Below are 12209 nucleotides of genomic sequence, written 5' to 3'. Positions count from 1 at the left end.
GAGCCTCTCCTTCATGCTCTCCGACCGGTCCACCGCCACCGTCCGTGCCACCCTCCCCGCCGTCGGCGCGGCCATCGGTGACATCGCCGACCTCTTCTACAAGAAGCTGTTCGCCGCCCACCCCGAGCTGCTGCGCGATCTGTTCAACCGGGGCAACCAGGCCTCCGGCGACCAGCGCAAAGCGCTCGCCGGCTCGATCGCCGCGTTCGCGACCGCGCTGGTCGAGCGTCCCGGCACCCGGCCCGACGTGATGCTGAACCGGATCGCGCACAAGCACGCCTCGCTGGGAGTCACTCCCGAGCAGTACGAGATCGTCCACACGCACCTGTTCGCCGCGATCGCCGACGTACTGGGTGACGCGGTCACTCCTGAGGTCGCCTCGGCCTGGGACGAGGTCTACTGGCTGATGGCGAACGCCCTCATCGCCATCGAGGCGCGGCTGTACGCCCAGCAAGGAGTGGTTGCGGGCGATGTGTGGCGGGAGTGGCAGGTCGCCGCCCGGATCGAGGAGACCGAGGACGTCGCCACCTTCCACCTGCGGCCGGCGGACGGCGGCGAGGCTCCCGCCTTCCGGCCCGGCCAGTACGTCTCCGTCCAGGTCGAACTGGCCTACGGCGCACGGCAGATACGCCAGTACAGCCTCTCCTCCTCGCCCGGCTCCCGGCTGCGCTCCATCACGGTGAAGCGCGTACGCGGAGAAGCGACGCCCGACGGTGAGGTCTCCCGCCACCTGCACGAGCACGCCCGCGCCGGCGACCGGCTGCGCGTCTCCGTCCCCTACGGGGACCTGGTCCTCGACCACCTGGAGGCGCCTCTGCTGCTGGCCTCGGCCGGAATCGGCTGCACGCCCATGCTGTCGATGCTGGAGTACCTGGCCGAGCAGGGCCACGACCGCCCGGTCACCGTCGTCCACGGCGACCGCTCACCCGCCGACCACGCCCTGCGCGCGCACCACGTCCAGCTGACGGAGAAGCTCCCGGAGACCGAGCCGCACTTCTGGTACGAGACCCCGGAGCCCGGCCACCCGGCCCACCGCACCGGCCTCGTCGACCTGAACGGCATCACCGTCCTGCCCGGCACCCACGCCTACCTCTGCGGCCCGCTCCCCTTCATGCGCACGGTCCGCACCCGGCTGCTGGACGCCGGAGTACGCCCGGCCGACATCCACTACGAGGTGTTCGGCCCGGACCTGTGGCTGGCGAGCGCATAACAGAGGGTGCGGTCGAGGCGGGCCACAATAGGCAGGTGAACCGCCCCGAGACCCTCCTGCGCCCGCGGGTGCCGTCCCCGCTCCAGGAGGTCCGGGACGACCGCTTCGGCCGGCGCGGGATCACACTCCTGCTCAAGCGGGACGACCTGATCCATCCCGACCTGCCGGGCAACAAGTGGCGCAAGCTCGCGCTCAACCTGGAGGCGGCCGCCGGCCGAACCGTGCTGACGTTCGGCGGCGCCTACTCCAACCACCTCCGCGCCACCGCCGCGGCCGGCCGGCTGCTGGGATTCGCCACCATCGGAGTCGTACGCGGAGACGAACTGGCGCACCGCCCGCTCAACCCGTCGCTCGCCCGGTGCGCCGCCGACGGCATGCGGCTGCACTTCGTGGACCGTACGACCTACCGCGCGAAGGCCTCACCCGAGGTCCTGGAGGGGCTGCTGAGCCTCTTCGGGGACGTGGAGGTGATCCCGGAGGGCGGCAGCAACGCGCTGGCCGCACAGGGCTGCGCAGCGCTGGGACAGGAGTTGCATGGGCTCACCGATGTGGCTGCTGTGGCCTGTGGGACCGGCGGCACTCTCGCCGGGCTCGCGGCCGGGCTGGACGCCGGACAGCGCGCGCTCGGCGTACCGGTGCTGCGTGGCGGCTTCCTCGGCGAGGCCGTCACCGCGCTCCAGCGGGAGGCGTTCGGCGGTCCGGCCGGTGACTGGTCGCTGGACGAGCGCTTCACCTTCGGCGGCTACGCCCGTACGACTCCGGAACTGGACGCCTTCGCCGCGGACTTCGAGGACCGGCACGGGCTGCCGGTGGAGCGGGTCTACGTCGCCAAGCTGCTGTTCGCGCTGGTGGCGCTGGCCGAGGAAGTGGCCTTCGCTCCGGGCACCCGGGTGAGCGCGGTGATCACGGGCACGCCCGGTACGCCGGGCCCTCAGGAGTCGTCCGTCTCCCGGTAGGCGGCCGCCTCCTCCAGGTCCAGCCGGCGCAGCAGCGTACGCATCATCTCGTCGTCGATCCGCCGCTCGTCCCGGAGCCGGACGAAGACCTCGCGTTCGGCCTCGATCATCTCGCGGGAGAGCCGCCGGTAGGTGTCGTCCGCCGACTCGCCGGTGACCGGGTCGGCCGCGCCCAGCCGCTCCCAGACGGCGTTGCGGCGGCGCTCCAGCACAGCGCGCAGCCGGTCGGCCAGCGGCGGCGGCAGGCTGTTGTGCGGGTCGGCGAGCAGCTCCTCCAGACGGGCCTCCGCGGCCACCGACGCCTCGCTCTGGGCCTGCGCCTCGATGAGCGTCTCGGCCTGCGGGTCGCGTCCCGGCAGCTTCAGTACGCGGACGAGGACGGGCAGGGTCAGCCCTTGGATCACCAGCGTGGCGATGACGGTGGTGAAGGTCAGGAACAGCACCAGGTTCCGGGCCGGGAACGGCTCGCCGTCGTGCGTGACCAGCGGGATCGAGAAGGCGACGGCGAGCGAGACGACCCCGCGCATCCCGGCCCAGCCGACGATCAGCGGCGCGGTCCAGTCGGTGCCCGGCTCCCGTTCCCGTACGCGCTCCGAGAGCCATCGCGGCAGATAGGTGGCCGGATAGACCTAGATGAAGCGGACCACGACGACCGCGACGAACACGATCGCCGCGTAGCCGAGCGCCGCCACCGCGCCGCCCGCTTCGAGCCCCTTCAGGACGAACGGCAGCTGGAGCCCGATCAGCGCGAAGACCGCGGACTCCAGGATGAAGGCGACCATCTTCCAGACCGCGGCCTCCTGGAGGCGGGTGGCGAAGTCGACCTGCCAGGAGCGGTGTCCCAGGTAGAGCGCGACGACGACCACGGCGAGGACTCCGGAGGCGTGCACCCGTTCGGCCGCCGCGTACGCCACGAACGGAATCAGAAGGGACAACGTGTTCTGGAGAAGGGCCTCCTTCAGATGCGTACGCAACCAGTGCAGCGGCACCATCAGCAGCAGCCCGACCCCGACCCCGCCGACCGCCGCCAGCAGGAACTCCGCGATCCCGGCGACCCACGTCATCCCCTCCCCCACCGCGGCGGCCAGCGCCACCCGGAAGGCGGTGATCGCGGTGGCGTCGTTCACCAGCGACTCACCCTGAAGGATGGTCGTGACCCGCGCGGGCAGTCCGACCCGGCGGGCGATCGCGGCAGCCGTCACGGCGTCCGGTGGCGCCACCACGGCTCCCAGGACGAGCGCGGCGGTCAGCGGCAGCTCCGGGATCACGAGGTACGCCAGCCAGCCCACGGCGACGGTGGCGAAGAGCGTGTAGCCCACGGAGAGCAGCGCGACCGGCCGGATGTTGGCCCGCAGGTCGAGGTAGGAGCTGTCGACGGCGGCCGTGTAGAGCAGCGGTGGCAGCAGCAGCGGCAGCACGATGTGCGCGTCCAGGTGGTACGTCGGAACGCCCGGGATCAGGCCCACGATCAGGCCAACGGCGACCAGGACGAGCGGCGCCGGAATTGGCGTGCGGCGCGCCGCACCGGCGACCGCCGCACTGGCCGCGACCAGCGCCACCAGTGGCAGCGCGTCCATCTCACCGTCCTAGGATCCGTCGTAACCTGCCCATCATGAGCGAGTGTGCGCACGTAGCGGATCTGCCACGCCCCGAGCCCGTACCGCTCGGGAAGACCTGTCCCGAGTGCCTGGCCGCGGGCACCCATCCCGTGCAGCTGCGGCTCTGCCTGACCTGCGGGCACGTCGGCTGCTGCGATTCCTCGCCGCTGCGGCACGCCACCGGGCACTTCCGGGAGACCGGTCACCCGGTGATGCGGAGCTTCGAGCCGGGCGAGAGCTGGCGCTGGTGTTTCGAGGACGGTTCGATCGTCTGACGTCTGGGTACGTCAATCCGGCGCCGGTTCTTCGTAATTGGGCGCCGCAGGCCCCTAGCCACTGTGTGTACTCATGGGTTTACCATGAGTGACGGCCGGGGGATGGGGTGCGGGCGACACTGCATCATGGATCCGATAGCGTCGCCGAGCTGAGAACCGTCGACCGACCTTATGGCTCCGGGCCACCCTTCCCGGAACCTCGAAAGAGTTTGTGCCACCTTGGAGGTGAGGGTGTCCCAGATCGCAGGCGAGCCCGGGAATCAGGACTTCGTAGAGGTCCGGCTGCCCGCTGCGGGTGCCTACCTGTCGGTGCTGCGAACGGCCACGGCCGGTCTCGCAGCGCGTTTGGACTTCACTCTCGACGAGATCGAGGATCTTCGTATCGCGGTCGACGAGGCCTGCGCGATCCTGCTTCAGCAGGCCGTGCCCGGCTCCGTCCTCAGCTGCGTGTTCCGGCTCATCGACGACTCTCTCGAGGTGACGGTGTCGGCCCCGACGACGGACGGCCGCGCACCCGAGCGTGACACCTTCGCCTGGACGGTGCTCTCCGCACTGGCCGGCAAGGTCGACTCGACGGTCGCCGACGACCGTACGGTCAGCATCAGCCTCTACAAACAGCGCGGCGCGGGCCCCGGGCCGGCGTGAGCGACGGGAACGGGGACGGTCCTGTGCGGGACGAGACGATCCGATCCGGGGTGGTGCGGCCGGCAGGCATCCCGGAGCAACAGGCCCGGCCGCATCCGGTGGACGGAGCGGACGGGCCTGAGAGCCTCAACGTCGCGGTGGAGCAGTCGCAGGAGCGGGCGGGCCAGATGAGCGAGCACGGGCACCACGATCCACACGACCGCAGCGGGGCCCGGGCCCTGTTCATCGAGTTGCGGGAGCTTCCCGACGGCTCGGCGGAGAAGGCGGAGCTGCGCAACCGGCTGGTGCGGATGCATCTGCCGCTGGTCGAGCACCTGGCCCGGCGGTTCCGCAACCGCGGAGAGCCGCTGGACGACCTGACGCAGGTCGCCACGATCGGGCTGATCAAGTCGGTGGACCGGTTCGACCCGGACCGGGGCGTGGAGTTCTCGACGTACGCGACGCCCACGGTCGTCGGCGAGATCAAGCGCCACTTCCGGGACAAGGGCTGGGCGGTGCGGGTGCCGCGCCGGCTTCAGGAGCTGCGGCTCTCGCTGACCACGGCCACCGCCGAACTCTCCCAGCAGCACGGCCGCTCGCCGACCGTGCACGAGCTGGCCGAGCGGCTCGGCATCTCCGAGGAGGAGGTGCTGGAGGGCCTGGAGTCGGCCAACGCGTACAGCACGCTCTCGCTGGACGTGCCGGACACGGACGACGAGTCGCCGGCGGTCGCGGACACGCTGGGCTCCGAGGACGAGGCGCTGGAGGGCGTGGAGTACCGGGAGTCGCTGAAGCCGCTCCTGGAGGATCTGCCGCCGCGCGAGAAGCGGATCCTGCTGCTGCGCTTCTTCGGCAACATGACCCAGTCGCAGATCGCGCAGGAGGTCGGCATCTCGCAGATGCACGTCTCCCGGCTACTGGCGCGCACCCTGGCCCAGCTGCGCGAGCGCCTGCTCGTCGAGGAGTAGGACGGCCCTCCGCAGGGCGCCACGGGTCCCGGGGCTCAGGCCTCCGGGGTCGCTCAGGCTTCCGGATTCGCTCCGGCGCCCCCGCGCAGGCCCAGGATCCGCGTGGTCGCCGGGTTGAGGACGAGCAGCAGGCCGGTCACGGCGACCGCCGCCAGGACGATCCCGGTCGGGATCAGCGCGCCTTGGGAGCGCAGCAGCGTCCAGGCCACCGGCAGCGCCATGATCTGCGTGATCAGCGCCGGGCCCCGGCTCCAGCTCCGCAGCAGCAGCAGGCCGCGGGCGGCGATGAGCGGGATGGCGCCCAGTGCGATCAGCGTGATGCCGACCGTCTCCGCCTGCTGCGGGCTCTCAGGACGCCCGAGCACCCCCATGACCAGCAGGTAGAGCCCGCTGACCGCGAGTGCGGCGCCTTCGAGGGCGTTGATCCCGGCGAGGGCGGTGATCCTTCGCGGACGCTCCGTCGCGGCGGGCGAGGGGGTGGAGGGGGTCGCTTCAGTGCTCACGCCCTTCAGGTTGGCATCTCCGGGCCCCGGAAGTGAAGCCGGGGTGCGCGGGCGCGGCGCACATCACGTACGAGGGATGCCGTCGCGGAGCGTGAACGACAGAGGATCACGGAGCGTGACCGGCTCGGAGCTGAGCGAACCGTGACTTCGGTACCGAACCACCCGGTAGGTACTCTGACGGGCATGCGCGCACTTCTCGTGGTCAACCCGGCAGCCACCACCACCAGTGCCCGCACCCGTGACGTCCTCATCCACGCTCTGGCCAGCGAGATGAAGCTGGAGGCGGTGACCACGGAGTACCGGGGTCACGCACGGGATCTTGGGCGGCGGGCGGCCGACAGCGACGATATCGACCTGGTGGTCGCCCTCGGCGGCGACGGCACGGTGAACGAGGTCGTGAACGGGCTGCTGCACCGGGGCCCGGATCCGGAGGGCCTGCCGAAGCTCGCCGTGGTTCCCGGCGGCTCCACCAATGTCTTCGCGCGCGCCCTGGGACTGCCCAACGACGCGGTGGAGGCGACCGGCGCGATCCTGGACGCTCTGGAGCACCGGACCGAACGCACGGTTGGTCTGGGTCTGGCCGCCGGCACTCCGGGCACCGAGGACGAGGCCGTACCCGAACGCTGGTTCACTTTCTGTGCGGGTCTCGGTTTCGACGCCGGAGTGGTCGGCCGGGTCGAACAGAAACGCGAGCACGGCAAGCGGTCGACGCACGCGCTGTACGTACGCCAGGTGGTCCGGCAGTTCCTGAACGAGGCCCACCGCAGACACGGGACGATCACGCTCGACGTGCCCGGCCAGGAGCCCGTCACCGACCTCGCGCTCTCCATAATCTGCAACACCGCTCCCTGGACCTACCTGGGGAATCGTCCGGTGTACGCCTCTCCGAAGGCCTCTTTCGACACCGCTCTGGACGTCCTCGGACTGAAGCGTCTGTCGACCTCGGCGGTGGCCCTGTACGGCACCCAGCTGCTCACTTCGAGCCCTGACAGAGGACCGCGCGGGAAGCACGCCGTTTCACTGCATGACCTCACGGACTTCACCTTGCATTCAAAGGTCCCGCTGCCCTTCCAGATGGACGGCGACCACCTAGGACTGCGTACGAGCGTGACGTTCACAGGCGTACGCCGTGCACTGCGTGTGATTGTGTGAGTGGAAGGGCCCAAAGTCCTTTAACTCGAACGTTTGGCCTGGCCCCCACCCCTTAGAAGTGCGGCTGTGACCTAGTCGACACCGAGGAATCAAAAAAAACTTTCCAGAAGGGGTTGTATCCGCCGCCGAGGTTTGCGAATCTCTACATGGCGATCGGGACGGCCCGCAACACCGGCCTCCACTGAGAGCCAGAACCCCTCCTCACCATCACAGACCACACCCAGTGTTTCTGGGAGTCGGCCCGTCATCTGTGGGGGGATTCGTGAAAGCGTTCACATTCACAAGCAACAAGCGTGTAATACCAAGGAGAGGTAGCAGCCATGGACTGGCGTCACAACGCCGTTTGTCGTGAGGAAGACCCCGAGCTGTTCTTCCCCATCGGCAACACCGGTCCTGCGCTGCTGCAGATCGAGGAAGCCAAGGCCGTCTGCCGTCGCTGCCCCGTCATGGAGCAGTGCCTGCAGTGGGCGCTCGAGTCCGGCCAGGACTCCGGCGTCTGGGGTGGCCTCAGCGAGGACGAGCGCCGCGCGATGAAGCGCCGTGCCGCTCGCAACCGGGCGCGTAACGCCAGCGCCTGACCGACGCCCCCCACGAACACGCCTCAGCCAGGCGGCGCGTACAGAGCGTGCGCACAGCCCCGCCTTCGAGTCGCAGCGCGCAGTACCCCGAAGCGCATCGCATCGTGAGCATCACGGAGCGGGCCCGGACCGTCACCACGGTCCGGGCCCGCTCTGTCTGCTTGTACGTGCTCCTACTTGTCACCGCGCACCGGCAGGTCCAGCACCACCTGGGTGCCGCGCTCCGGCGCCGGGACCATGCCGAACGTGCCGCCCAACTCGCCTTCCACCAGCGTCCGTACGATCTGGAGGCCCAGATTGCCAGCCCGCTGCGGGTCGAATCCCTCGGGCAGACCGCGTCCGTCGTCCGTCACGGTGATCAGCAGCCGGCCCTCGGTCGGCGAGCCGCCGCGTACGGCCGAGACCTCCACCGTGCCCTGGTCCGCCACCGCGAACGCGTGTTCCAGAGCGTTCTGCAGGACTTCGGTGAGCACCATGGAGAGCGGAGTGGCGACCTCGGCGTCCAGGATGCCGAAGCGTCCGACGCGCCGGCAGGTCACCTTGCCCGGAGAGATCTCCGAGACCATCGCGATGACCCGGTCGGCGATCTCGTCGAACTCGACGCGCTCGTCCAGGTTCTGCGAGAGCGTCTCGTGGACGATCGCGATCGAACCGACGCGCCGGACCGCCTCGTTGAGCGCCTCGCGTCCCTGTTCGGAATCCATCCGGCGGGACTGGAGGCGCAACAGGGCGGCCACCGTCTGGAGGTTGTTCTTCACCCGGTGGTGGATCTCCCGGATGGTCGCGTCCTTGGTGATCAACTCACGTTCGCGGCGGCGGAGTTCGGTGACGTCCCGGAGGAGGACCAGCGAGCCGATGCGGACGCCCTTCGGCTTGAGCGGGATGGCCCGCAGCTGGATCACCCCGCCCTCGCCCTCCACCTCGAACTCGCGCGGCGCGTAGCCGCTGGCCACCTTGACCAGCGCTTCGTCCACCGGCCCACGGGACGGCGCCAGTTCGGCGGTGGTGGTGCCGAGGTGGTGGCCGACCAGGTCGGAGGCGAGGCCGAGGCGGTGGTAGGCGGAGAGGCCGTTGGGGCTGGCGTACTGGACGACTCCGTCAGCGTCCAGCCGGATCAGGCCGTCGCCGACGCGCGGCGAGGCGTCCATGTCGACCTGCTGGCCGGGAAACGGGAAGGCTCCGGCGGCGATCATCTGGGCCAGGTCGGAGGCGGACTGGAGGTAGGTCAGCTCCAGCCGGGACGGGGTGCGCACGGTGAGCAGGTTGGTGTTCCGGGCGATCACGCCGAGGACCCGGCCTTCACGGCGTACGGGGATGGACTCGACCCGTACGGGAACCTCCTCGCGCCACTCCGGGTCGCCCTCGCGCACGATCCGGCCCTCGTCCAGGGCCGCGTCCAGCAGCGGCCGGCGGCCGCGCGGCACCAGGTGGCCGACCATGTCGTCCTGGTAGGAGGTGGGTCCGGTGTTGGGCCGCATCTGGGCGACGGAGACGTACCGGGTGCCGTCGCGGGTCGGCACCCACAGCACGAGGTCGGCGAAGGAGAGGTCGGAGAGCAGCTGCCACTCCGAGACCAGCAGATGCAGCCACTCGAGGTCGGTGTCGCTCAGAGCGGTGTGCTGGCGGACGAGATCGTTCATGGAGGGCACCTGTGGAGCGTACCCGGGGTTAACGGACGTGTTCGAACCGATCGGCCTGGCGGGCCGTGCCACAGGTGAGAGGGCCGTCGGCGCACAGGATGTCGATGGACAGGGCGCGGTCCACGGCCGGAGAATGTCGTGCGCATGGATGGACACAGGCAATTGGTCTAGTCCACAATGAGTTCACCAAGACCTCCGCTCTCCCCGCACAGGAGAGTGGACCGAGGCACCCGGCGCTCTCTGCCCTGACCGCGCCGGTGCCTCATGTGGCCGACGGCACCGCACACCGTCGGCCGGGCAGGGCCTGCCTTTTGGAACAGGCCGGATCAGCGAGCGGGGTCCGGTGCGTACAGCTGCAAGGCGGAGGAGGGAGTCGACGCGAAGCGTCGGCGACCGACGACAACGCCGCAGATGTGCGTGCCGGGGCCCGAGAGCCCGGCCTGTTCCGAAAGGCAGGCCCGCAGCTCCGGGCTGCGGTGCCGGATGGGCTGAGGGTCCCGTCCTGGCGCCGCGGCCCGCGGGTGTTTTCGGGGCCGTCTCAGCGGGTTTCCGTGACCTTCGCCAGCGCGCGTGGTGAGTCCGGGTCCTGGCCTCGGGCGATGGTGACCTCGTACGCGAGCATTTGCAGCGGCAGGATCTCCAGGATCGGCTGCAGCTCCTCCGGGACGCCCGAGGTCGGCAGCGAGAAGCCCGCCGACGCCGCCTCCACCTGAACCTTTGGTCCGACCACGAAGAGGTCCGCGCCGCGTCCGCGCAGCCGGTCCAGCACCGGCTGGAGCGCCTCGCCGCCCCGGCCGTCGGTGACCACGGCGATCACCGGAGAGATGTTGTCGACCATCGCCAGCGGGCCGTGGAGGAGGTCGGCGCCGGAGTAGGAGAGAGCCGGGATGTAGCTGGTCTCCATGAGCTTCAGGGCCGCTTCCTTGGCTGTCGGATAGCCGTAGCCGCGCGAGGTGATCACCATGCGTTCGGCGAAGCGGTAGCGGGAGGCGAGTGCCTTGACCTCGGCCCGGCGGCCCAGGATCGCGCCCGCCAGGTCGGGCAGGGCCGACGCCTCCTCCGTACCGTCGCCGCCGGCCAGGCCCGCCACGAAGAGGTAGAGGGAGAGCAGGGAGGCGGTGTACGTCTTGGTGGCCGGGAGCGCCTTCTCCGGGCCCGCCAGGATGTCGATGTGGTACTCGGATACGGCGGCGAGCGCGGAGTCCGGATTGTTCGTGACGGCGAGGGTGACCGCGCCGGCGTCTCGGGCGGCCTTCGTGGAGGCGACCAGGTCCGGTGAGCCGCCCGACTGGCTGACGGTGATCACCAGGACGTCCCGCAGGTCGGGCTTGGCCCCGTACGCCGTCGTGGTGGACATGGAGGCGAGGCCGCAGGGCAGGCCGAGGCGGATCTCCAGCAGGTACTTCGCGTAGAGCGCCGCGTTGTCGGAGGTGCCGCGCGCGGTGAGCAGGACGAAGCGCGGCTTCCTGGCGGCGATCTCGGCGGCCACCTCGCGGATGCGCGGCGCGCCCTGGTCGAGGATGCGCCGCAGCATCGCGGGCTGCTCGGCCATCTCGCCGGACATGATGCGGCCGGGCACATCGCGCTGGTCGTCCGGGGCGGGCGGAGAGGTGGCTGACATGTGGGGTGCCTCCCGATGCGGTGTCGTACCGGACAAGTCGACCAGGCGAAGCCGGGGTCCGCCAGTGGGGCCGGGCGGACGGACCGAACCACGAGCCGTTCACCGCACAGCTGCCCGATTCTGCTAGATTGGGACTTTGATTGGTCTATACCACACGGGTTCCACTCATCAGATCGGCAGGCACAGCGTGGAAGTTGTCATCGTCCCGGACGCCACGGCAGGCGGCGAACTGATCGCGGAGGCCATCGCCTCCCTGCTCAGCCGCAAGCCCGACGCCCTGCTCGGCGTTGCCACCGGCTCTACCCCGCTGCCCATCTACCGTGCGCTGGCGGCCAAGGTCGCCGCCGGCTCCGTCGACGCCTCGCGTGCCCGTATCTGCCAGCTGGACGAGTACGTCGGGCTGCCCGCCGGCCACCCGGAGTCGTACCGCTCCGTGGTGCTCCGTGAGGTCGTGGAGCCGCTCGGGCTCTCCGAGGCGTCCTTCATGGGCCCGGACGGCTCGGCCGAGGACGTCCAGGCGGCCTGTGAGGCGTACGACCGGGCGCTGGCGGAGGCCGGCGGGGTCGACCTCCAGCTGCTCGGCATCGGCACCGACGGGCACATCGGCTTCAACGAGCCGTGCTCCTCGCTCGCCTCGCGGACCCGGATCAAGACGCTGACCGAGCAGACCCGGGTGGACAACGCGCGCTTCTTCGACGACGACATCGAGCAGGTGCCGCACCATGTGATCACCCAGGGCATCGGGACGATCCTGGATGCCCGGCATCCGATCCTGCTGGCCACCGGTGAAGGCAAGGCGGAGGCCGTGGCCCAGACGGTGGAAGGGCCGGTCGCCGCGATCGTGCCGGCGTCGGCGCTTCAGCTGCATCCGCATGCGACGGTGGTGGTGGACGAGGCCGCGGCGTCGAAGCTGAAGTTGGCGGACTACTTTCGGGCCACGTATGCGGCCAAGCCGGCTTGGCAGGGGCTGTAGGGCGTACGGCTGTACGTGCGGGAAGGGCCAGGACACCGTGAGGCGTCCTGGCCCTTCCCGTTGTGCCGCCCGTCCGGCGAGAGGCTTTGTCCTCAATCGCCGGACGGGCTT

Annotated in this window: 11 protein-coding genes and 1 pseudogene; 8 read left to right on the top strand and 4 right to left on the bottom strand. The window is 70.3% G+C overall.

The genetic code is table 11. The annotated features are described in order from the left end of the window. The first annotated feature begins 13 nt into the window (after nucleotides 1-13). On the top strand, nucleotides 14-1210 hold the full coding sequence (locus tag ABZ267_RS02790) for a globin domain-containing protein (protein ID WP_356746765.1): 1197 nt from the start codon (nucleotides 14-16) through the stop codon (nucleotides 1208-1210). Nucleotides 1211-1245: 35 nt separating this feature from the next. Continuing rightward, nucleotides 1246-2166 carry a pyridoxal-phosphate dependent enzyme gene (locus ABZ267_RS02785; RefSeq protein WP_356746766.1) on the top strand — a complete coding sequence of 307 codons (921 nt, stop codon included), beginning with the start codon at nucleotides 1246-1248 and terminating at the stop codon, nucleotides 2164-2166. Here ABZ267_RS02785 and ABZ267_RS02780 read toward each other — a convergent pair. Then, nucleotides 2142-3743: pseudogene (locus ABZ267_RS02780) on the bottom strand (Na+/H+ antiporter). The gene ABZ267_RS02785 and the pseudogene ABZ267_RS02780 sit on opposite strands and share 25 nt — an antisense overlap. 35 nt (nucleotides 3744-3778) lie before the next feature. On the opposite strand from ABZ267_RS02780, the gene ABZ267_RS02775 reads away from it, so the two are divergent. The 3 genes from ABZ267_RS02775 to ABZ267_RS02765 all read left to right on the top strand — a co-directional run bounded on the left by ABZ267_RS02775 (nucleotide 3779) and on the right by ABZ267_RS02765 (nucleotide 5631). Then, nucleotides 3779-4039, top strand: coding sequence for a UBP-type zinc finger domain-containing protein (locus tag ABZ267_RS02775; protein ID WP_356746767.1), 261 nt, complete (start codon nucleotides 3779-3781; stop codon nucleotides 4037-4039). Nucleotides 4040-4270: 231 nt separating this feature from the next. Continuing rightward, a complete protein-coding gene (locus ABZ267_RS02770; protein ID WP_014048265.1) occupies nucleotides 4271-4684 on the top strand; it encodes an anti-sigma regulatory factor in 414 nt (137 codons plus the stop codon). A gap of 23 nt (nucleotides 4685-4707) precedes the next feature. Further along, nucleotides 4708-5631, top strand: coding sequence for an RNA polymerase sigma factor SigF (locus tag ABZ267_RS02765; RefSeq protein WP_356746768.1), 924 nt, complete (start codon nucleotides 4708-4710; stop codon nucleotides 5629-5631). 53 nt (nucleotides 5632-5684) lie between these two features. Here the strand turns inward: ABZ267_RS02765 and ABZ267_RS02760 are convergent, their stop codons facing one another. Continuing rightward, nucleotides 5685-6134 carry a hypothetical protein gene (locus ABZ267_RS02760; protein WP_356746769.1) on the bottom strand — a complete coding sequence of 150 codons (450 nt, stop codon included), beginning with the start codon at nucleotides 6132-6134 and terminating at the stop codon, nucleotides 5685-5687. A 183-nt stretch (nucleotides 6135-6317) separates the two neighbouring features. Here ABZ267_RS02760 and ABZ267_RS02755 point away from each other — a divergent pair, with 183 nt between their 5' ends. Continuing rightward, nucleotides 6318-7286, top strand: coding sequence for a diacylglycerol kinase family protein (locus ABZ267_RS02755; protein WP_356363885.1), 969 nt, complete (start codon nucleotides 6318-6320; stop codon nucleotides 7284-7286). 320 nt (nucleotides 7287-7606) lie between these two features. Continuing rightward, nucleotides 7607-7864, top strand: coding sequence for a WhiB family transcriptional regulator (locus ABZ267_RS02750; protein WP_003953983.1), 258 nt, complete (start codon nucleotides 7607-7609; stop codon nucleotides 7862-7864). 173 nt (nucleotides 7865-8037) lie between these two features. Here ABZ267_RS02750 and ABZ267_RS02745 read toward each other — a convergent pair whose 3' ends face one another. Together ABZ267_RS02745 and ABZ267_RS02740 are read right to left on the bottom strand one after the other, a co-directional pair. Beyond that, nucleotides 8038-9504, bottom strand: a complete 1467-nt coding sequence (locus ABZ267_RS02745) for a PAS domain-containing sensor histidine kinase (protein ID WP_356746770.1) — start codon at nucleotides 9502-9504, stop codon at nucleotides 8038-8040. A gap of 538 nt (nucleotides 9505-10042) precedes the next feature. Next, the gene (locus ABZ267_RS02740) at nucleotides 10043-11125 is read right to left on the bottom strand and encodes an SIS domain-containing protein (RefSeq protein ID WP_356746771.1); all 1083 of its coding nucleotides are present in this window, start codon (nucleotides 11123-11125) and stop codon (nucleotides 10043-10045) included. Between the two features lie 187 nt (nucleotides 11126-11312). On the opposite strand from ABZ267_RS02740, the gene nagB reads away from it, so the two are divergent. Then, complete coding sequence (nagB, locus tag ABZ267_RS02735; RefSeq protein WP_356746772.1) at nucleotides 11313-12098, top strand: glucosamine-6-phosphate deaminase; 786 nt, start codon at nucleotides 11313-11315, stop codon at nucleotides 12096-12098. Nucleotides 12099-12209: the final 111 nt, after the last annotated feature.

It is taken from the genome of Streptomyces sp. NPDC006174 (assembly GCF_040614075.1).
GTDB lineage: Bacteria > Actinomycetota > Actinomycetes > Streptomycetales > Streptomycetaceae > Streptomyces.
This window is presented reverse-complemented; position numbering and strand designations above follow the sequence as displayed.